The organism is Micromonospora vinacea, assembly GCF_015751785.1.
Taxonomy (GTDB): domain Bacteria; phylum Actinomycetota; class Actinomycetes; order Mycobacteriales; family Micromonosporaceae; genus Micromonospora; species Micromonospora vinacea.
In genome coordinates this window covers 5344841-5361809 of record NZ_JADOTY010000001.1, presented here as the reverse complement: position 1 = coordinate 5361809, position 16969 = coordinate 5344841, and the positions used below count along the sequence as shown (strand labels likewise).

Genomic DNA, 16969 nt, shown 5'->3' with positions numbered 1-16969 from the left:
GCGTACGTGCCGGGACGCTGAACCTTCGCGCCCGCAGCCGTGCTCAGCGGGCGAGGATCTCGCGCATGCGTTCGATCTCGACGGTCTGCTCGGTGGCGACGGAGTTGGCGAACTCGTTGAGCGTCAGGTCGGAGCCGACAGTGAGAAGGTCGGTCGCCATCTGGATGGCGCCCTGGTGGTGCTCGGTCATCATCCGGACGAAGAGCCGGTCGAAGTCCGCGCCTCGGACCGCGGCGAGCTGCCGCATCGCCTCGGGCGACTGCATGCCGCGCATGGTGCCGTGGTCGTGCCCCTGGATCTCCGCCGGGAGGCCACGGGTCTGCAGCCAGCCGCGCATCATGCCCATCTCCGGCCCCTGGCTGGCCCGGATGCGGTCGGCGATGGCCCGGACGTCGGGGTCGGCGGCCCGGTCGGGGGCGAGCTCCGCCATCGCCAGGGCCTGTGCGTGGTGCGGGATCATCATCCGGACGAACCAGACGTCCAGCGAGTTGTGCGGGGCGGGGCCGGCGTCGCGGACCTCGTGCGCGGGGCGGGTGGCCGCCGTCTCGCCCGGGCGGCCGGGCGCGATGACGGTCAGGTCGGTGGGGACGGGGCTGGCCGTCGGCGACGCGGCGGAGGTGGCGGGCGCGGAGACCGGCTGTGGTGCGCTCGTACCGGTGTCGCCGTCGAGGCGGATCACCATGAACACCACCAGCGGCAACGCGAGAGCCAGTGTGACGACCGCCAGGGTGCGTGCGCGCCGGTTGGTCATGGGCCACTCCCTGCAGTCGAGGTCATCGCGATGCTATCCATTGAAGAACTCACTTTCATGTGATCCGGCTCACATCGACGTTCTTCGTCGGACGGTAACGTGTCAACCATCGTCTCCCCCTTGCGAAGGGCCCCGCCGATGATCAGACTCCACAAGCCACGGTTACGACAACTGCGTGTCGTGGCGCTCGCCACGACCGGCCTCCTCGTCGCCAGCGCCCTCGTCGCCCCGGCGAGCAACGCCCAGACGGTGTCGCAGGCGGCCCCGGCCCCCGCGCTCACCAACACGATCCCCGGCGTCGACCAGATCGTGAGCAGCCCCAACCTGCGCCAGATCGCCAACCTGCCCAAGGTCGCTCCACTGGACGCGACAAACAGCGACATCGCCTTCCAGGGCAAGTACGCCTTCGCCGGCAACTACAACGGCTTCGTCATCTACGACATCTCGCGGCCCAGCGCTCCGACGGTCAAGGCCCGGGTGCTCTGCCCGGGGTCGCAGAACGACATCTCCGTCCACGGTGACCTGCTGTTCCTCTCCACCGACTCGTCCCGCAGCGACGACTCCTGCAACAGCACCACGCAGGGAGCGGACGTGAAGGGCTCGTGGGAGGGCATCAAGGTCTTCGACATCAAGGACAAGGCCAACCCGCGCTACATCAAGTCCGTCGAGACCGCCTGCGGCTCACACACCCACACCCTGGTGCCGGGCAAGGACCGCAAGGCGGTCTACCTGTACGTCTCGTCGTACAGCCCGCGGGCCGAATTCCCGGACTGCCAGCCGCCGCACGACTCCATCTCCATCATCAAGGTGCCGGTGAAGAAGCCGACCGACGCGGCAGTGGTCGCGACGCCGAACCTCTTCCCGGACGGTGGCTTCCCCGGCAGCCAGACCGGCTCGGCGACCACCGGTTGCCACGACATCACCGCCTACCCGTCGAAGGACCTGGCCGCCGGCGCCTGCATGGGTGACGGCATCCTGCTCGACATCAAGAACCGCGAGGCGCCCCGGGTCATCAACCGGGTCCGGGACGAGGTCAACTTCGCGTTCTGGCACTCGGCCACCTTCAACAACGCCGGCACCAAGGTGATCTTCACCGACGAGCTGGGTGGTGGCGGGGCGGCGACCTGCAACGAGACCGTCGGCCCGAACCGGGGCGCGGACGCCATCTACGACATCGCCGGCCGCGGCAACGCTCGGACGATGACCTTCCGCAGCTACTACAAGATCCCCCGGGCGAACGCCGACACCGAGAACTGCGTGGCGCACAACGGCTCGCTGATCCCGGTGCTCGGCAAGGACATCATGGTCCAGGCGTGGTACCAGGGTGGCATCTCGGTGTTCGACTTCACCGACTCGGCCAACCCGAAGGAGATCGCCTTCTGGGAGCGCGGCCCGCTCTCGGCCGACACGTTCGTCGGCGGCGGCACCTGGTCCGCGTACTACTACAACGGCCACATCTACTCCAACGACATGGTGAAGGGCCTGGACGTCCTGGAGCTGAACGACTGGCGTACCTGGTCGGCCAAGCTGACCCGCTACTCCGAGCTCAACGTGCAGACCCAGCCCAGCTACCTCGGCTGGTAGGCACCGCGCACCACACCGGGCCCGGTCCCCGATCGTCGGGGGCCGGGCCCGGCCACGTCCGGGAGAGCCGACCCGTCAGCTCATCGGCAGTCGGTAGCGCCGCCCGCCCGCACCGGTCGCGGTGACCAGCCGGACCTCGCCGCTGCGCAGGCCGTACGTGACGGACCAGCGGGTGTGCCCCTGACGGACGGCAGCGAGCAGCCGGTGCGCCGCGGCGGCGTCCAGCACCCCGCCGGCGTCGGTCAGCGCGGCGGCGATCTGCCCGTACCGGCGGTCCGCACGCCGCCGCTGCTCGGGCACCCCGACGACCGGCACGTTCGTCAGCGCCTGCCAGCCGCCCGCGCCCCGTTCCACCCGCAGCTCACCATCGACGAACTCGATCACCGCTGACGCTCCGGTCGCGTCGGCCAGCAGGTAGTGCAGTGGCGGCCCGCCGTCGAAGTCGAGGTTGTGCCCGGTGAAGACGGCGATCGCCTCGTCGACGGTGGCGGCCCGGTCCAGCACCAGCCGCAGGATCCGGACCGAGCCGACGGTGGGCTTGCCCGGCACGGGGCGGGCCGTGGCCGCGTCGTCGGCGGCCAGCCCCACCGCGAGGCCCCGCTCGTTCATCCCGTCGAAGGGCAACAGCGGCGCGTTGAGCAGCCGACGGTCACCGGCCGGGTCCGCACCGACCCCGAGGTAGGAGATGTCGACAAGCGAGAGGGACGCGTACCCGTCCGGCGGGTCGGTCCGCAGCACCAGCGCCGGGTTGGCGTCCCAGTCGAAGTTGCGGGCGAACACCGGCCGGTTGGGGCCGCCCGCGGCGACGAACAGCGAGCACCCGAACGGGCTGGGTGGCGGCGCGTCGGTGCCCACCGTCGGGTCGTACGCCCCGACGTAGGTCATCTCGTACAGCGGCAGGTCGTCCACCCGGCGCAGGCTGGCCATGGTCCGCTCGGCCTGCTCCGGGTCCTGGCGGGAGGCGGCCGGGGTGGCCGGCGGCGGGCCGACGCGCGACGGCTCCGGCGGCCCCGGCGGCTCTGACGGGGCACAGGAGGTCAGGGCAAGCAGGAGGGCCGTCGCGGCGGCCGGCAGGGTCTTGCGCATATCCATAGGACGCGATGGGGCCGGTCGACGGTTGCTCGCCTACGCCGCCCGGTGCGGCTGGTGGCGTCAGCTGTCGGCCCGCTCCACGGCGAACATGAAGCAGCGTCGCGGCCGGTTCGGTGGATGGTGTCGACAGTTGCGGTCGGCAGGGCGAGCACGCGGAAGTTGGTGCTGGTCGTCATCGGGCCAGCCTGGCCCGCCGCCAATGGGATTGCTGGCGGGGATCGGACCTGGCGTTGCCGGACGTGACGGGCCCGGACCGGGTGTGACACCGGGTTCTCGGGCGGGCACGGTGGGGCCCGTCACCAGGACGGGGGTTGCGAACCGGCTGGCCAGACGCTGTGCCAACGTGAACAGATGTGACAGTTGCCGCCCCGCCCGAACCGACCACGCGCTGGCGGCCCCACCCGCTGGACCTGGTGGCGGCCGTCCTCGCCGTGGTCGGGGCGGCCTGCGCGCTGAGCGGGCTGCTCCCCCGCGCGGAGACCACCGCCACCCTGCACCGGATCCTGCCGCTGCTGCTGTTCCTCGGCACTGTAATCGTGCTCGCCGAGCTGACCGCCGTGGCCGGTGTCTTCGACGTGCTGGCCAGCCGACTGGCCATCGCCTCCCGGGGCAGGTGGGCAGTGCTGTTCCTGCTCTGCGGTGGCCTCGCCACGCTGACCACCCTCGTGCTCAACCTCGACACCACCGCCGTGCTGCTCACCCCGGTGCTGCTCGCGCTGGCCCGGAACCTGCGGATCCCCGCCGCCCCGCTCGCCGTCACCACGGTCTGGCTGGCGAACACCGCCAGCCTGCTGCTGCCGGTGTCGAACCTGACCAACCTGCTCGCCGCCGACCGGGTCGGGCTGGCACCCCTGGCGTACGCGGCTCGGATGGCGTTGCCGCAGCTCGCCGCCGTGGCGGTCACCATGGCCCTGCTCTGGTTCGGGTGGTGGCGGAGGGAGCAGCCCCTCGGTGGGCGTTTCGTCACGCCGACCCGGCACGTGCCGGCCGACCCGGTGCTGCACCGTACGGCGCTCGCCGGTTGCCTGATCTTCGTCGCCGGCATCCTCGCCGGCGTGGAGATCGAGATCGCCTCCACCGTCGGGCTCGCGCTGGTACTGGTCGGTTTCCTGGTCCGCTCCCCCGCCACGCTGCGCCCGGGGCTGGTCCCGGTGCGCCTGCTGTTCTTCGTCACCGGCCTGTTCCTGGTGGTGCAGACCCTTGGCCGGCACGGGCTGGACGACCTGGTCGGCAGCCTGGTCGGCGCCGACGGTGGCGCGTTGGGCGCCCTGCGCGCCGGTGGCACCGGAGCACTGCTCGCCAACGCGGTGAACAACCTGCCCGCCTACCTGGCCGGCGAGTCGGTGCTGCCCTCCGGTGACCACACCCGCCTGTTGGCTCTGCTGATCGGCACCAACGTGGGCCCGCTGGCCGCCCCCTGGGCGTCACTGGCCACCCTGCTCTGGTTCGAGCGCTGCCGGGCGGCCGGGGTGGCGGTGCCGGTGACCCGGTTCGTGGTGACCAGCACCGTGCTCGCGGTCACCGCGACGCTCGCCGCGGTCGGCGCGCTGCTGCTGGTGACCTGAGCACCCGACCGCCGGCGCAGGCCCGCTGCGCGGTGGGCGGGCTCAGTCCCGATACACGGCTACCTGGAGTTCGGTGACGCCCTTCTCCGGGGTGTCCGCGCAGTACTCGAGGTAGACCTCCCGGGCGAAGCCGTCGGTGCGGTAGCCGTTCTCCTCGATCCACCGGGCGAGCGCCTGCATGCTCGGCTCGACGTCGTCCATCGCACCGTGATGGATGATCGTCGCCGCGTTGCGCAGCCCCGGCAGGTCCACCACCGCCACGTCGGACGCCGCGCTCGCGCCGACGCCGACCGTCACCGCGGCGTGCACGACCACGGCGTCGCCGTCGTCACCGGGAGCCGGCTCGTACCAGGCGATGCCCGGCCCCGTGGGGGTGATCCCGGCGGCGTCCAGCCGACGGAACAGCTCCGGATAGAGCGGCTGGATCACCGGGCCGATGTCCTCACTCTGGTAGCTGGGCGCGACGGCGGTCAGCTCCGCGACGCGAACCGGTGCGATCTCCTTGAGTACGACGTCCTGGGTGGTCATCCGACCCTCCGACTCGATCATTCGGAGCCTCGCCTCGACGGCGGTGAGCCGGGCCGTGTCGGCGGCCAACTGCTCCGCCAGTTGGCTCCGGCGAAGCCGCAGCATGCCGCGCAGCTCGGCCACGTCGACGGCGTCGTCGACGATCGCGCGCACCTGTTCGAGGGTGAGGCCCAGTTCCTTGAGGGCGATCACCCGGTTGAGCCGGCGCAACTGGTCGGCGCGGTAGGAGCGGTAGCCGGTGTGCGGGTCGACGCTGGCGGGGCGCAGCAGGCCGATGCTGTCGTAGTGACGCAGCATCCGCACCGACACCCTGCCGAGTCGGGCGAAGTCTCCGATGGTGAACATGGTCCCCTCACGCTCGTCCCTGACACCGTGTCAGAGTCAAGCGTGGCGTGCGGGGCGGCCGTCAGTGCCGGGCCGGGCGCGGGCCGACCAGCCGGCGGACCATCGGCGCCGCGTTCCACTTGGCCGCGCCGACCAGGTCGCGGGCGTGCTCCAGCACCGTGTAGTCGGGTCGGGTCAGCCCGTCGGCGATGGCCCGGTCCAGGTCGTTGCCGCAGCGGCTGAGGACTGTGTCGAAGTCCCGTCGGACCGGCTCCTGCAGGTCGTAGCCGAACGAGCGGTGCAGCCGGGCGAAGAGCGGCTTGTACAGCCGCACCCGCTCGTGCAACCCCGACGAGTACGACATCGGGTTCTTCGGACGGCGGAGGATGTAGTCGGGCAGCACGTCGGCGAACGCCCGCCGGACGATCCACTTCTCCTGCCCGTGGCGCAGCTTCAGGTCCACCGGCAGCCGCATCGCCAGCTCCACGACGCTGAGGTCGAGGAACGGCACCCGGGCCTCCACCCCGTGTGCCATGGCGGCCCGGTCGACGCGCTGCAACTCGGTGCGGCACAGGTTGCGGATCCGGTGCAGGAACAGCCTGCGGGCCGCCGCCGGGCCGACCTGGTGGTACATCGGGTACCCGCCGAACAGCTCGTCGGAGCCGTCGCCGGTCAACACCACCTTGACGCCCAGGTCGCGGAGCCGCCGGAAGATCGGCACCGAGACGACCGCGTTGATGATGTCGCCGTACTCGGTCAGCTCGGAGATCCGGATGGCCTCGCGGACGTCGGCGAGCCGGATGTCGCGCGGACGCAGCTCGACCACCACGTGCGGCACGTCGAGGTCGGCGGCGAGCCGCCGGGCGTACGCCACGTCGGGGCTGTCCGCGACGCCGACGGTCACCGCCACGCAGTCCGGGTGGATGTCGCGCACCTGCCGCAGGGTCAACGAGCTGTCCAGCCCACCGGAGAGCACCACCCCGACGGTCAGGTCGGTCTCCACCCGCATCCGGATCGCGTCGCTGAGCGCGGCGCGGACCAGCAGCGCGGCCTCGTCCGGGTCGTCGATGACCGGCAGACCGTCGCCGATGGTGAGCAGGTCGACGTACGGGCTCAGCCGTACGTGCCCGTCCGCCTCCGCCCAGCCGTGGTGCCCGGGCGGCACCTCGGCGATCGGGGCGCCGTGCCCGACGAGCGCCTTGACCTCGGAGGCGAGATGCAGGCAACCGGGCCGACGGGACCAGTACAGCGGCTTGACCCCGAGTGGGTCGCGGGCCAGGTAGGCCCGGCCGGTGGCCCGTTCGACGACGGCGAAGGCGTACTCACCGCGGAGCCGGGTCACCGCTGCCTCGCCCCACTGCTGGAACGCGGCGAGCAGCACCTCGGTGTCGCCCTCGGTGCGGAAGGCCTGCCCCAGGCGGGTCAGCTGCGCCCGCAACTCCCGGTAGTTGAAGATCTCGCCGTTGAAGCAGAGCAGCCACCGCTCGTCTGTCGACGTCCACGGCTGCACCGACCGGTCCCGGTCCACCACGCGCAGCCGGCGGGTGCCGGCGAGCAGCCCGCTCTCGGAGCGGGTCTCGGTGACCTCACCGCGCGGGGCCAGGGCGGCGAGCATCCGCCGGAAGGTCGCCGGGTCGGCCTCCGGGCCGATGCTCAACGCGATGCCGCACACCGGCTCAGACCCCCATCTCGGCCTCGTACGCCCGGCGTAGGCGGCGCCGGGCGGTGGGCGCGAGACACAGGTGCCAGGCCTGCCCCTCGTCGATCACGTTCAGCTCACCGGCCTCCTGCCGGCTCAGCAGCAGCTCCGCGAGAGCCTCGCGCGCGCCGAACCGCTCGAACCAGGCCAGCTCGACGTCGGCCGAGTAGCCGAGGCAGTGCCCGCTGGGCAGCATCGCCGCGTAGCCCAGGCGGCGCAGCCGGTACTGGTGCTCGGCGCTGCGGACCAGGCTGGTCACCCACAGCGGCGGGGTGGCCGGCGGCGCGACGGCGGTGAACTCCCGTCCGATGTCGTTGAGCAGCGCCACCACCTCGCGCCGGGCACGGCGGAACAGCAGCCCTGCGGTGCGCGGGGTGGCGTCGGGGCGCAGTCGGCGACGCAGCCCGCGCGCGGCCCGGCCCAGCATGGTGGCGGGCTGCTCCTGGTAGCGGAAGCGCAGCAGGTCGCGGCGGCGCAGCCACTCCAGGTCGACCAGTTCGGCGCTGCCGTTGACCTGGTCGTCGGTGACGAAGGTCGGGGCGTCCTGCCACCACAGCACGTCGATGCGGGAGAGCAGGTAGATCCGGACCAGCGCGCTGAGGTCAGCCGCCGAGGTGCGGTCGTTCGGCTGGTAGCGGGCCATCTCCAGCAGCAGCGTCTCGCGCGCGCCGATCAGCCCCTGCGGGGTGGCGTCGAGGACTGCGGCGAGCGCCGGCTCCCGCAGCCGCTCGTCGATGAGCACCTGCCGGGCCCGGGTGCTCGCCGCGTCAGCCAGGGCGCCGACCTCGACCAGCAGGTCGGCGACGGCAGCCCGGTAGGCGGCCAGGTCGGGCGCGGGAGCGGGAACCCGGCGGGGGGTCGCGCCGGAGGGTCGACGGCGGGCCGGAGCGGTGGGTGACGGAGGCGAACCGGGCTGCTGTCCCGGGCTACGACTGGGCACTCGCATGACGGGTCCCTCTCTCCGGTCACGGCACTGGGTGGTTCGCCCTGAAACACACCGTAATCATCGGGACCGGAACGGACCGAACAATCCTCCTATCTCCCCCCTAACGGAGCGCCGGCAGCCGCCGTCAGTCGCCGTCCGTCGGCACCAGGGTCTGCACCTCGGCGTACGACGGCAGTCCCGCCGGCGTGGTGGGCTCACCGTCGCGGACGGCGTCGGCGGCGGCGAGCGCGGCACCCAGCGCGGCCCGGAACAGCAGCGAGCCGGTGCTGACCCGGGCCACCCCTGCGGCGCCGAACTCGGCCAGCCCCGGACCGCCCGGCTGGTACAGCGCGTTCACCGGAGCGTCGATCCGTTCGGTGAGGACGCGCAGGGTGGCCAGGTCGACAGTCCCGGGCACGAAGATCCCGTCGGCACCGGCCACCCGGTAGGCACGAGCGCGAGCGAGGGTCTGCGGCAGCGGGTCGTCCACCCCGAGCCACCAGGTGTCGGTGCGGGCGTTGACGAACAGCTCCGGCACCGCCGCCTTCACGGCCGCGACTGTGGCAGCGGTGGCCTCGGTGTCGGCGAGGGTGCCATCGGCGCGCCCGTCCTCCAGGTTGATCCCGACCACGCCGAGCCCGGCCAACTCCGCCACGTACCCGGCGACCTCCGCCGGGTCGTCGCTGAACCCGGCCTCCACGTCCACGCTGAGCAGCACCGGCAGCCGAGCCAGCCGACGGGCCAGTGCGAGGGTCTCCGCCGCGGTGGCCGCCGCGCCGTCGGGGAGGCCGGCGGTCGCGGCGACCCCGAGGCTGGTGGTGCCGATGGCCGGATGCCCGCGCGCGGCGAGCGCCGCCGCCGAGGCGTGGTCCCAGGCGTTGGGCAACAGCAGGGGGCGGCCGGGGCGGTGCAGGGCGTGGAACGCGGCACGACTGTCGTTCATCGGACGCTCACCTCCAGAGTTGTCGGCACCCGCAGGGTCGGGTGCGGCTCGTGGTGCAACGGTTTCGGGCCGCGACGGCAGCGTTCCCCCAGTACGCCGAACACCCCGGTGGCCAGGGCCAGGGCGTGCCGGTCGCCGGGGCAACCCCGCTCCCCGGCCCCGAAGGTCACCAGCCCCGCACCGGGCCGACCGGGCTGGAACGTCCCGGGGTCGGTGAACGCGTGCGGGTCGCGGTTGGCCGCGTCGAAGCGCAGCAGCACAGGGCTGCCCGCCGGCAGTTCCTGCCCGCCCAGTCGTACCCCGTCGACAGTGACCCGTCGGGTGGCCCGGACCGGCGGGTCGAGGCGCAGCACCTCGGCCAGCAGGTCGGCGGTCGCTGCCGTGACCGACGCCGACGGGGCGGCCGGGGGCAGCAGGTGATGGGCGGCGGCACCGATCAGGCCGGCGGTCGCGTCGCACGCCTGGACCAGCAGACCGATCAGGTTCGCCCGTACCGTCGGCGGACCGTCCGGGGCGAGCGCCAGCAGCGCCGCCACCGCCCGGTCGGCCTGCGCGGTCAGCGCCGGGTCCACCCCCGGGTGGTACGCCGCCGCGACGACAGCGACCGCCGTCCCGGCGGCTGCCGGATCAGCGAAACCGAGGCGATGGGCCAACACCCGCAGTGGCACCGGTCGGGCCAGTTCCCGCATCACGTCGACGCGGTCGCCGGCGCGGTCGAGAGCGGCAACGGTCAGCCGGGCCGCGTCGTGTCGTAGGTCGTCCGGGTTCAGCGGGGCCAGCGCCGCCACGACGACCGCCCGACGCTCGGCGTGCCGCGGCGGTGCGCTGAATCGGCTGACGGTGGCGCGCAGCCAGGCGAGGGTGCCGGGCGGACCGGTGTCGACCGCCGGCACCTGGAACGCCGGGTCGGTCAGCGCCGCTCGCACGTCGGCGTGCCGGGTCACCGTCCAACCGCGCTCCGGTTCGAACGAGGGCGGTGCACACGTCGGTGTTCCCGGGGCGGGCGCGATGATGGGCCAGGTGTCGGTCACCGCCCGACCGTAGGGCGCGAACCGTTCGCCCCACACCGAACAATGCCCCACTGACCCCACCCCACCCCAACCCCCCCGCCCCGTCGATCATGGAGTTGTGGCGGGTGACAAAACGCGCGTGAAGTGCCAAATCAGGCACCACAACTCCATGATCGACGTGCCGAGCTGACCCTGCTCCGCGATCTCGCCGACGGCAATTGCAAGATCGGCGTGGTCCTCTTGCTCGACGCACGTTGATCTACACAAGCCCCCGTTATCCAGTAGGGGTCGACCCGCCGGCCATAGCCCTGACTCAACGGCGTTGTCCAGGAACTGGTGCCCCGCCGGCTGCCGCTGCGAGTCAGGCTCGGCCGCTGCTGGGTGCCGGGGAAGGTGCGGGGGCGAGGGTGCCGTCGGGGACATCCAGGGTTTCGGCGAGGGCGACGCGGCCGGTGGGGGTGAGACGGATGGTGCGGCCGGTGCCCTGGCTGATCCAGCCCAGATCGGTGAACCGGCGGCAGAGCGCCGCGCCGAGCGCTCCGGCCAGGTGCGGACGGCGCTCGGTCCAGTCCAGGCAGTCCCGGACCACCGGGCGTCGACCGGTGCGCAGCAGGTGCACTGGTACGCCCAGTTCAGTCGCCCACGCCCACCCGTCCGCCGTCAACGCCAACCCACTGGACCGGTCCAACCGTCCGCCGGCCAGCAGCGCGTCATACATCAGCACGCCAAGTCGCCCGGCCAGGTGGTCGTAGCAGGTCCGGGCGTACGCCAGGGCGGCGGTGGCGGTCGCCGCCCGCAGCGACCCGGTCGGTGGGGGCGCGGCCGGGGCGTGCCCGGCCAGGTCCTCGATCAGCTGGGCCACCGACGGCCCGGCCAGCCGCAGGTAGCGGTGCCGGCCCTGCCGTTCCTCGACCAGCAGTCCACCCCGGACCAGGCGGGTGAGGTGGTCGCTGGCCGTCGACGGGGCGACACCGGCACGGCGGGCGAGCTCGCCGGCGGTCCACGCCCGCCCGTCGAGCAGCGCGACACAGATGCCGGCCCGGGTGCCGTCGGCCAGCAAAGCGGCCAGCTCGGCCATCCCCCGCCCCTCGGTGCCTGCGGTCATCGCCTCATCATGCCCGGCGGTGGCGGCGCATCCACAGTGCGGGTGTTGGCTCGAACCGACGGCCGCGACGATCAGGTGACCTCGTGCAGCACCGGGACGATCCGGAAGTCGACGGTGGCGTGGTCGATGGTCGCGTGCACCGGCGAGTCGGCCATCTTGGTCATGATCCCTGACGCGCTGCGCCGGCCGTCCGCGACCGAGTCCCAGGCGACGATGTCGGTGATCGTGCCATCATCGGCCTCGGTGATGCGGCGCCAGCGGAAGCCGGGCTGGCGTCGTAGGTAGTCGTCGATGTCCCTGTTGGCTCTGACGAAGTCGGCGCCGGTGAGGCCGGGGACGAGCCGGAATGTCGTCATCTCAAGCGCTTCACTCATGATCGTTCTCCTCGTACGTGTTCAGCCCTGCGCGGTGGACCGCATGATGATCTCGTTGACATCGACGGTGTCGGGCTGCGCGATCGCGTGGGCGATGGCGTCGGCCACCGCGGAGGCGGGCATGCCGAGTTCGTCGGCCGCCGCCCGAGCGGCGGCCTGGATCTGCGGGTCACCGCCGCGCTGGGTGAGTTCGGAGTGGGTGTAACCCGGGCTGACCAGGGTCACCCGGACGTCCCGGCTCTCCTGGCGCAGGCCTTCGGTGAGCGCGCGGATGGCGTACTTGGTGGCGCAGTACACCGCCGCGGTGGGGTCGACACGGTAGGCAGCGGAGGAACCGATGTTGATGATGTGGCCCTTGCCGCGGGCCCGCATGAGCGGCAGGGCCGCAGCGACGCCGTGCAGCGTGCCGCGCAGGTTCACGTCGATCATCTGGTCCCACTCGTCAATCCGCAGGGAGTCGAGCGTGGACAGCGCCATCACCCCGGCGTTGTTGATCAGAACGTCGATGCGCCCGTGCCGGTCGTGCGCGCCCTCGACGAAGCCGAGCACGCTGCTCCTGCTGGTCACGTCGAGTTCCTGGTAGTCGGCCGTGCCGCCGTCCCGGCGCAGTTCGTCGACGAGCGCGGCGAGCCGATCGACCCGTCGGGCGCCAAGCACGACGTGGTGGCCGTCGGCGGCCAACCTGCGGGCAGTCGCCGCACCGATGCCGCTACTCGCGCCGGTGATGAGAATGATCTTTGAGTGTGGGCTGGTCACTGCTGCTCCTGGTCTCGGTTGGTGGCTGCGTCGAGGTAGTGCGCGTCAACCATCCTGCGAGGGCCGGGAGCCGGGAAGGGCGGCCTTTCCTAGGTGCACCGCACCCAGGAACGCCTTGGACCTGCACTGCTCCGTGCGCCCCGGCCATCACGCCGGCCCAGCACTGTGTCGACGTCGCTGTCCGGTTCCGCCGTCGACCGGGTGCCGGCGATGCCCGCCGTCGCGTTAGCGAGGCGGGGACTGGAGCTTTAGGCTGGTGGGCATGGTCGCCACCAGCAACGGGCTCGGCGACTACCTCCGAGCCCGGCGTGCCCGTGTCGACCCCAGGGACGTTGGACTGCGCGGGGGCGGCGACCGCCGGGTGTCCGGGTTGCGCCGTGAGGAGATCGCGGTGCTGGCCGGCGTGAGCGTCGACTACTACGCCCGCCTCGAACAGGGCCGGGAGCGCAACCCTTCGGCGCAGGTGCTCGACGCGATCGGACGGGCCCTGCGCCTCGACCTGGATGCGCGCGGCCACCTCTTCCGGCTCGCCGGGCTGAACCCCAGCATGGGTCCGACGAGCTTTCGAGATTCGGTTCACCCCGAGTTGCTGCGGCTGTTGGACGCGTTCCCCACCTCCGCCGCGTATGTACTCAACCCCGCGTTCGACGTGCTGGCCACCAACAGTGTGGCGGCGGCGCTGCTGTCGCCCTTCGTGGGCACGGTCAACATGGTCCGGGTGCTGTTCCGACATCCGCAGGCGCGCACCGTCTTTCCGGACTGGCCGACTCTGACGGAGAACGTCGTACACGCTCTGCGCCTCAACGCCGGCCTCTTTCCGAACGACCCGGAGATCCAGTCGCTCGTGGCCGACCTGGTGCGGGACTCGCCAGAGTTCCGGGCACTCTGGGCGGACCAGAGCGTGCGCGGTCTGACCAGGATGTTCAAGGTGGTGCAGCACCCGGCCGCCGGACGGATCGAGTTGACCTACCAGACGTTCGACGTCCGTGACGCGCCCGGACAGCAGCTCCTGGTCGGCACCCCGGAGCCGGGGAGCCGCAGCGCCGACGCCCTCGCCGCACTGGCTGCCACGTACAGCCCTGCCTGACAGGCGTCGGTGAGATGCTTGCCTGCTGCCCTACTCTGAAGGAGCCGCGGCGCCACTTCGGCAAGTCGGGGCCTTAGCGCCTGCATCCCGGGCGGATAGAAGTAACCGGATGATCTGGACGAAGTTCAGAAGCGACCGCACCCCTCGCCGACTCCGTGCCGTGTCCGAACTGCGGTTTCCTGCCAGCGGGCGTCACCATCTCAGAAACCGCTATCCCCATCTCAGCGACGACGACCTCGTTCTCGTCGAAACCGCGACCCGGCAGTGGTTCCGGATCATCGCCCGCCAGCCCAGCGCGAAGCTGTCCATGCCCTCGGTGGTCGTGGACGACCTGTGGCAGGAGCTGACCCTCCACGCGCGGGACTACGCCACCTTCTGCGACGCCGCGTTCGGGGGCTCTACCCACCACCGACCGACGTTCGCGGCGAGCGGCGACTCGACCACCGCCAATCGCGGACCTCTGCTGCTCGCCACGCTGGGCCACGGCCGGCGGGACGAGGCTTGTGGCCCAACCGGGCTTCCCCTGTTGTTCCGGGTGGACCAGGAACTGCACATCCACGATGGCAACCGCTACCTGGCCGATTGCGGAGGCCGTGGCGAATGCTTCCCGGTCTCCGGCCGGGTCTGCCTGCAACACCTCGCCGGGCCGGGCAAGCGGCCCAAACCACCCGGCATCCGCGGCGACCTGCCCTTCGTCGACGGCCGCCACGGCTACGCCGGTGGTGCGGGCGGCGGTGGCGGTGGCGAGTTCAGCGGCGGGAGCGACGGCGGCGGAGGCGGCGACGGCGGTGGGGGCAGCAACTGAGGTGCGCGACGACGCGGAATGACCTCAGCCGCGCCCGGCCAGCGGCGTCACCGTCCGGTCCGTGCCGTCGTAGCTACGGGCGGCGTCGAAGTCGCCAGTCGGGCGCTGCCCGCCGGCGACGGCACGGGCCAGCCGCAGGTCCGCGTTGCGGAACCGCAGGGCCAGGCTCAGGTGCGGCACCCATGCGTCGGGCGCATGCCACGGGCGGTGTCCGTCGGCCTCGGCGAGAACGTCCCAGACGGCGGCGTGCAGTCCGGTCAGCGCCGCGGTGGGTCGGACGAGCCAGACCAGTGGGGCGCTGCCGTCGAGGACGACGACCCGGTCGAGCGTCACCGGCACCGGGAGCGCGGCGTCGAACAGCTCGGCCAGGCGGTGCTCGACCCCCGACGGGAACTCGTCGACGGCGGCGAGGGTGAGGTGCGGCCGGTTGGTCGGATGGATGTTGCGGGCCAGGCTGGGCAACCCGGCGGCGGCCAGACGGCCCCAGACCGCCCGGACCGCGACCTCCAGGCCGGGCGAGCAGACCAGTTCCACCGTACGCACCCCGACACGCTACCGGGGAAGCCGCTGCTGACGCCGTCAGAGCCAGCCGTTGTCCCGGGCGGTGCGCACCGCCTCGGCCCGGTCGGAGGCGCCGAGCTTCTGGACGGCGGCCGAGAGATGGTTACGAACGGTGCCGGTGGACAGGTGCACCCGGCGAGCGATCACCGCGACCGGGGCACCGACCTCGGCCAGCCGTAGTGTCTCCAGTTCCCGGGGGGTCAGCGGGCACGGGGGCAGGGTCAACGCGTCGGCGGCCAGCGACGGGTCGACGTAGCGACCGCCACCGTGCACCCGGCGGATCACGTCGGCGAGCGCCCAACCCGGCGAGCCCTTGGGCAGAAACCCTCGGGCGCCCGCGGTCAGCGCCTGGCGCAGGTGCCCGGGGCGCCCGTGCCCGGTCAGCACGACCACCGCGCACTCGGGTCGAGCCCGGGCCAGCTCGGCGGCCACCGCGATGCCGTCCAGGCCGGGCATCTCCAGGTCCACCACTGCCACGTCCGGGCGGTGCGACAGTGCCGCCGTGACGGCTGTCGGCCCATCGGCGGCGTGCGCCACCACCTCGATGTCCGGTTCCAGGTCGAGCAGCGCGGCGACGGCGACCCGGATCAGATCCTCGTCGTCGGCGAGCAGGACGCGGATCACGACGGCGCCGGCACTGTGGCTTCGAGGGTGAAGATCGCGTCCTCCTGGCGTACCCGTAGTTCGCCCCCGACAGCCGCGAGCCGGTCGGCCAGTCCACGCAGGCCGTGGCTGTGCGCGTCCGGGCCACTGCCGTCGGCGCCGTCGTTGGCCACCGTCATCCTGGCCACGTCATCCTCCCGATCGATGCGGATCCGGCACCAGTCGGCCCGGCTGTGCCGCAGCACGTTGGTGCTCGCCTCGCGCAGCACCGCCGACAGCTCGATGGCGGCGGGCTGCGGCAGGTCCGCCGGTGGCGGCACCACCGTGCACCGCACCCCGCAGGAGCGCAGCACCCCCACCACCGCGGTGAGCTGTTCGTCGAGGTCGACGGCCCGGTAGCCGTGCACGGTCTCCCGTACCTCGCTCAGCGCCGAAGCGGCCAGGCGTTGCACCTCGGCGGCTTCCCGCCCGGCCCGGTCCGGGTCGACCGGGGCGAGCCGGGCGGCGAGTTCGGCCTTCAACGCGATCACCGTGAGGCGGTGCCCCAGCACGTCGTGCACGTCGCGGGCAAACCGCAGCCGCTCCTCGGCGGCGGCCAGCCGGGCCTGGGCCGCCTGGCCCTGCCGGGCCTCCACGAGCAGATCCCAGAACCAGACCTGGAACCCGTTGACGGCGGCGACGCCCACGCCGATCCCACCGGTCACGGCGAGGTGGCGCGCAACGGAGCCGCCGGTCCACCAGGCCACCGCGACCGACACCGCCAGGACGCCGACCGCCACCGCCAGCGCGGCCCGCCACCGCACCAGCAGCGGCGTCATGCCGATCAGCGCCGCGCCGAGCCAGGCCCACGTCGGCCACCTGCCGGCCGCCACCGGACCCACCAGCGGAACGGTCAGCACCGCCACCGCGACCAGGCTCAGCTCGGCCCGACGCCGCCAGCGCGGGTCGAGCCACGGCGTCACCGCCGCGTACAGGACGACGGTCTGGGCGATCACGAAGGCGAGGATGCCGACAGTGCCGAGCACCACCCGCCCCGGGTCGGGCTCGCGGGTCAGGCCGACCGCCGGTAGCAGGACGCTCGCCCAGACACCGGTGGCCAGCGACACCAGCGTCGCCGCCCGGGCGCGGCGCAGCCGGCGGTCCGCCCGGGGAGTCACCGCCTCGCTCGCCACGCACCGATCCTAGGGCCGTCCCCGGCGTGGTCCACCCCTGCGAACTGTCACGGTTGGACCGTGCGGTCCGCACGGTTTTCCGGTG

17 protein-coding genes are annotated in these 16969 nt (G+C 72.6%); 4 read left to right on the top strand and 13 right to left on the bottom strand.

Annotated features, from left to right (window positions below; translation table 11 throughout):
- Window positions 1–43 precede the first annotated feature (43 nt).
- Window positions 44–751 carry a DUF305 domain-containing protein gene (locus IW249_RS25225; protein ID WP_196923027.1) on the bottom strand — a complete coding sequence of 236 codons (708 nt, stop codon included), beginning with the start codon at window positions 749–751 and terminating at the stop codon, window positions 44–46.
- Window positions 752–889: 138 nt separating this feature from the next.
- Between IW249_RS25225 and IW249_RS25220 the strand changes: the two genes are divergently transcribed.
- Window positions 890–2335, top strand: a complete 1446-nt coding sequence (locus IW249_RS25220) for an LVIVD repeat-containing protein (RefSeq protein ID WP_196923026.1) — start codon at window positions 890–892, stop codon at window positions 2333–2335.
- A gap of 75 nt (window positions 2336–2410) precedes the next feature.
- Here the strand turns inward: IW249_RS25220 and IW249_RS25215 are convergent, their stop codons facing one another.
- Window positions 2411–3421 (bottom strand): linear amide C-N hydrolase, encoded by a 1011-nt coding sequence (locus IW249_RS25215; RefSeq protein WP_196923025.1) that lies wholly within the window; start codon window positions 3419–3421, stop codon window positions 2411–2413.
- 359 nt (window positions 3422–3780) lie between these two features.
- On the opposite strand from IW249_RS25215, the gene IW249_RS25210 reads away from it, so the two are divergent.
- Window positions 3781–4992 carry an ArsB/NhaD family transporter gene (locus IW249_RS25210; protein WP_196923024.1) on the top strand — a complete coding sequence of 404 codons (1212 nt, stop codon included), beginning with the start codon at window positions 3781–3783 and terminating at the stop codon, window positions 4990–4992.
- A 42-nt stretch (window positions 4993–5034) separates the two neighbouring features.
- Here the strand turns inward: IW249_RS25210 and IW249_RS25205 are convergent, their stop codons facing one another.
- From IW249_RS25205 to IW249_RS25170, 8 genes are all read right to left on the bottom strand, one after another.
- Window positions 5035–5865 carry a MerR family transcriptional regulator gene (locus tag IW249_RS25205; protein ID WP_196923023.1) on the bottom strand — a complete coding sequence of 277 codons (831 nt, stop codon included), beginning with the start codon at window positions 5863–5865 and terminating at the stop codon, window positions 5035–5037.
- Window positions 5866–5926: 61 nt separating this feature from the next.
- Window positions 5927–7516, bottom strand: coding sequence for an asparagine synthetase B family protein (locus IW249_RS25200; protein WP_196923022.1), 1590 nt, complete (start codon window positions 7514–7516; stop codon window positions 5927–5929).
- A 4-nt stretch (window positions 7517–7520) separates the two neighbouring features.
- Window positions 7521–8489 carry a DUF5715 family protein gene (locus IW249_RS25195; RefSeq protein ID WP_196923021.1) on the bottom strand — a complete coding sequence of 323 codons (969 nt, stop codon included), beginning with the start codon at window positions 8487–8489 and terminating at the stop codon, window positions 7521–7523.
- Between the two features lie 124 nt (window positions 8490–8613).
- Entirely contained in the window at window positions 8614–9411 is a 798-nt protein-coding gene (locus IW249_RS25190; protein WP_196923020.1) for an isocitrate lyase/PEP mutase family protein, read from the bottom strand.
- Window positions 9408–10442 (bottom strand): cytochrome P450, encoded by a 1035-nt coding sequence (locus IW249_RS25185; RefSeq protein ID WP_307788700.1) that lies wholly within the window; start codon window positions 10440–10442, stop codon window positions 9408–9410. Before IW249_RS25185 ends, IW249_RS25190 begins: the two co-directional genes overlap by 4 nt.
- Before the next feature lie 340 nt (window positions 10443–10782).
- A complete protein-coding gene (locus tag IW249_RS25180; RefSeq protein ID WP_196923018.1) occupies window positions 10783–11526 on the bottom strand; it encodes an ArsR/SmtB family transcription factor in 744 nt (247 codons plus the stop codon).
- 71 nt (window positions 11527–11597) lie between these two features.
- Window positions 11598–11900: a hypothetical protein gene (locus tag IW249_RS25175; RefSeq protein ID WP_196923017.1), complete on the bottom strand. Its 303-nt coding sequence runs from the start codon at window positions 11898–11900 to the stop codon at window positions 11598–11600.
- 21 nt (window positions 11901–11921) lie between these two features.
- Window positions 11922–12656, bottom strand: a complete 735-nt coding sequence (locus IW249_RS25170; RefSeq protein WP_196923016.1) for an SDR family oxidoreductase — start codon at window positions 12654–12656, stop codon at window positions 11922–11924.
- A gap of 262 nt (window positions 12657–12918) precedes the next feature.
- Between IW249_RS25170 and IW249_RS25165 the strand changes: the two genes are divergently transcribed.
- The gene (locus IW249_RS25165) at window positions 12919–13743 is read left to right on the top strand and encodes a helix-turn-helix domain-containing protein (protein ID WP_196923015.1); all 825 of its coding nucleotides are present in this window, start codon (window positions 12919–12921) and stop codon (window positions 13741–13743) included.
- Window positions 13744–13852: 109 nt separating this feature from the next.
- Window positions 13853–14548, top strand: a complete 696-nt coding sequence (locus IW249_RS25160) for a UCP032817 domain-containing protein (RefSeq protein WP_504871056.1) — start codon at window positions 13853–13855, stop codon at window positions 14546–14548.
- Window positions 14549–14572: 24 nt separating this feature from the next.
- Here IW249_RS25160 and IW249_RS25155 read toward each other — a convergent pair whose 3' ends face one another.
- From IW249_RS25155 to IW249_RS25145, 3 genes are read right to left on the bottom strand one after another with little or no spacing between them, the layout of a single operon-like run.
- Entirely contained in the window at window positions 14573–15091 is a 519-nt protein-coding gene (locus IW249_RS25155) for a 2'-5' RNA ligase family protein (protein ID WP_196923013.1), read from the bottom strand.
- A gap of 36 nt (window positions 15092–15127) precedes the next feature.
- Window positions 15128–15733, bottom strand: coding sequence for a response regulator transcription factor (locus IW249_RS25150; protein ID WP_196923012.1), 606 nt, complete (start codon window positions 15731–15733; stop codon window positions 15128–15130).
- Window positions 15730–16884 (bottom strand): sensor histidine kinase, encoded by a 1155-nt coding sequence (locus IW249_RS25145; RefSeq protein WP_196923011.1) that lies wholly within the window; start codon window positions 16882–16884, stop codon window positions 15730–15732. The genes IW249_RS25150 and IW249_RS25145 overlap by 4 nt, the downstream gene beginning before the upstream one ends.
- Between the last annotated feature and the right edge of the window lie 85 nt (window positions 16885–16969).

Excerpts from the sequence above, each read along its gene's own strand:
- IW249_RS25225 (WP_196923027.1), bottom strand. The coding sequence starts at position 751 with ATGACCAACCGGCGCGCACGCACCCTGGCGGTCGTCACACTGGCTCTC.
- IW249_RS25220 (WP_196923026.1), top strand. The coding sequence starts at position 890 with ATGATCAGACTCCACAAGCCACGGTTACGACAACTGCGTGTCGTGGCG.
- IW249_RS25215 (WP_196923025.1), bottom strand. The coding sequence starts at position 3,421 with ATGCGCAAGACCCTGCCGGCCGCCGCGACGGCCCTCCTGCTTGCCCTG.
- IW249_RS25205 (WP_196923023.1), bottom strand. The coding sequence starts at position 5,865 with ATGTTCACCATCGGAGACTTCGCCCGACTCGGCAGGGTGTCGGTGCGG.
- IW249_RS25195 (WP_196923021.1), bottom strand. The coding sequence starts at position 8,489 with ATGCGAGTGCCCAGTCGTAGCCCGGGACAGCAGCCCGGTTCGCCTCCG.
- IW249_RS25190 (WP_196923020.1), bottom strand. The coding sequence starts at position 9,411 with ATGAACGACAGTCGTGCCGCGTTCCACGCCCTGCACCGCCCCGGCCGC.
- IW249_RS25180 (WP_196923018.1), bottom strand. The coding sequence starts at position 11,526 with ATGACCGCAGGCACCGAGGGGCGGGGGATGGCCGAGCTGGCCGCTTTG.
- IW249_RS25175 (WP_196923017.1), bottom strand. The coding sequence starts at position 11,900 with ATGAGTGAAGCGCTTGAGATGACGACATTCCGGCTCGTCCCCGGCCTC.
- IW249_RS25165 (WP_196923015.1), top strand. The coding sequence starts at position 12,919 with ATGGTCGCCACCAGCAACGGGCTCGGCGACTACCTCCGAGCCCGGCGT.
- IW249_RS25160 (WP_504871056.1), top strand. The coding sequence starts at position 13,853 with ATGATCTGGACGAAGTTCAGAAGCGACCGCACCCCTCGCCGACTCCGT.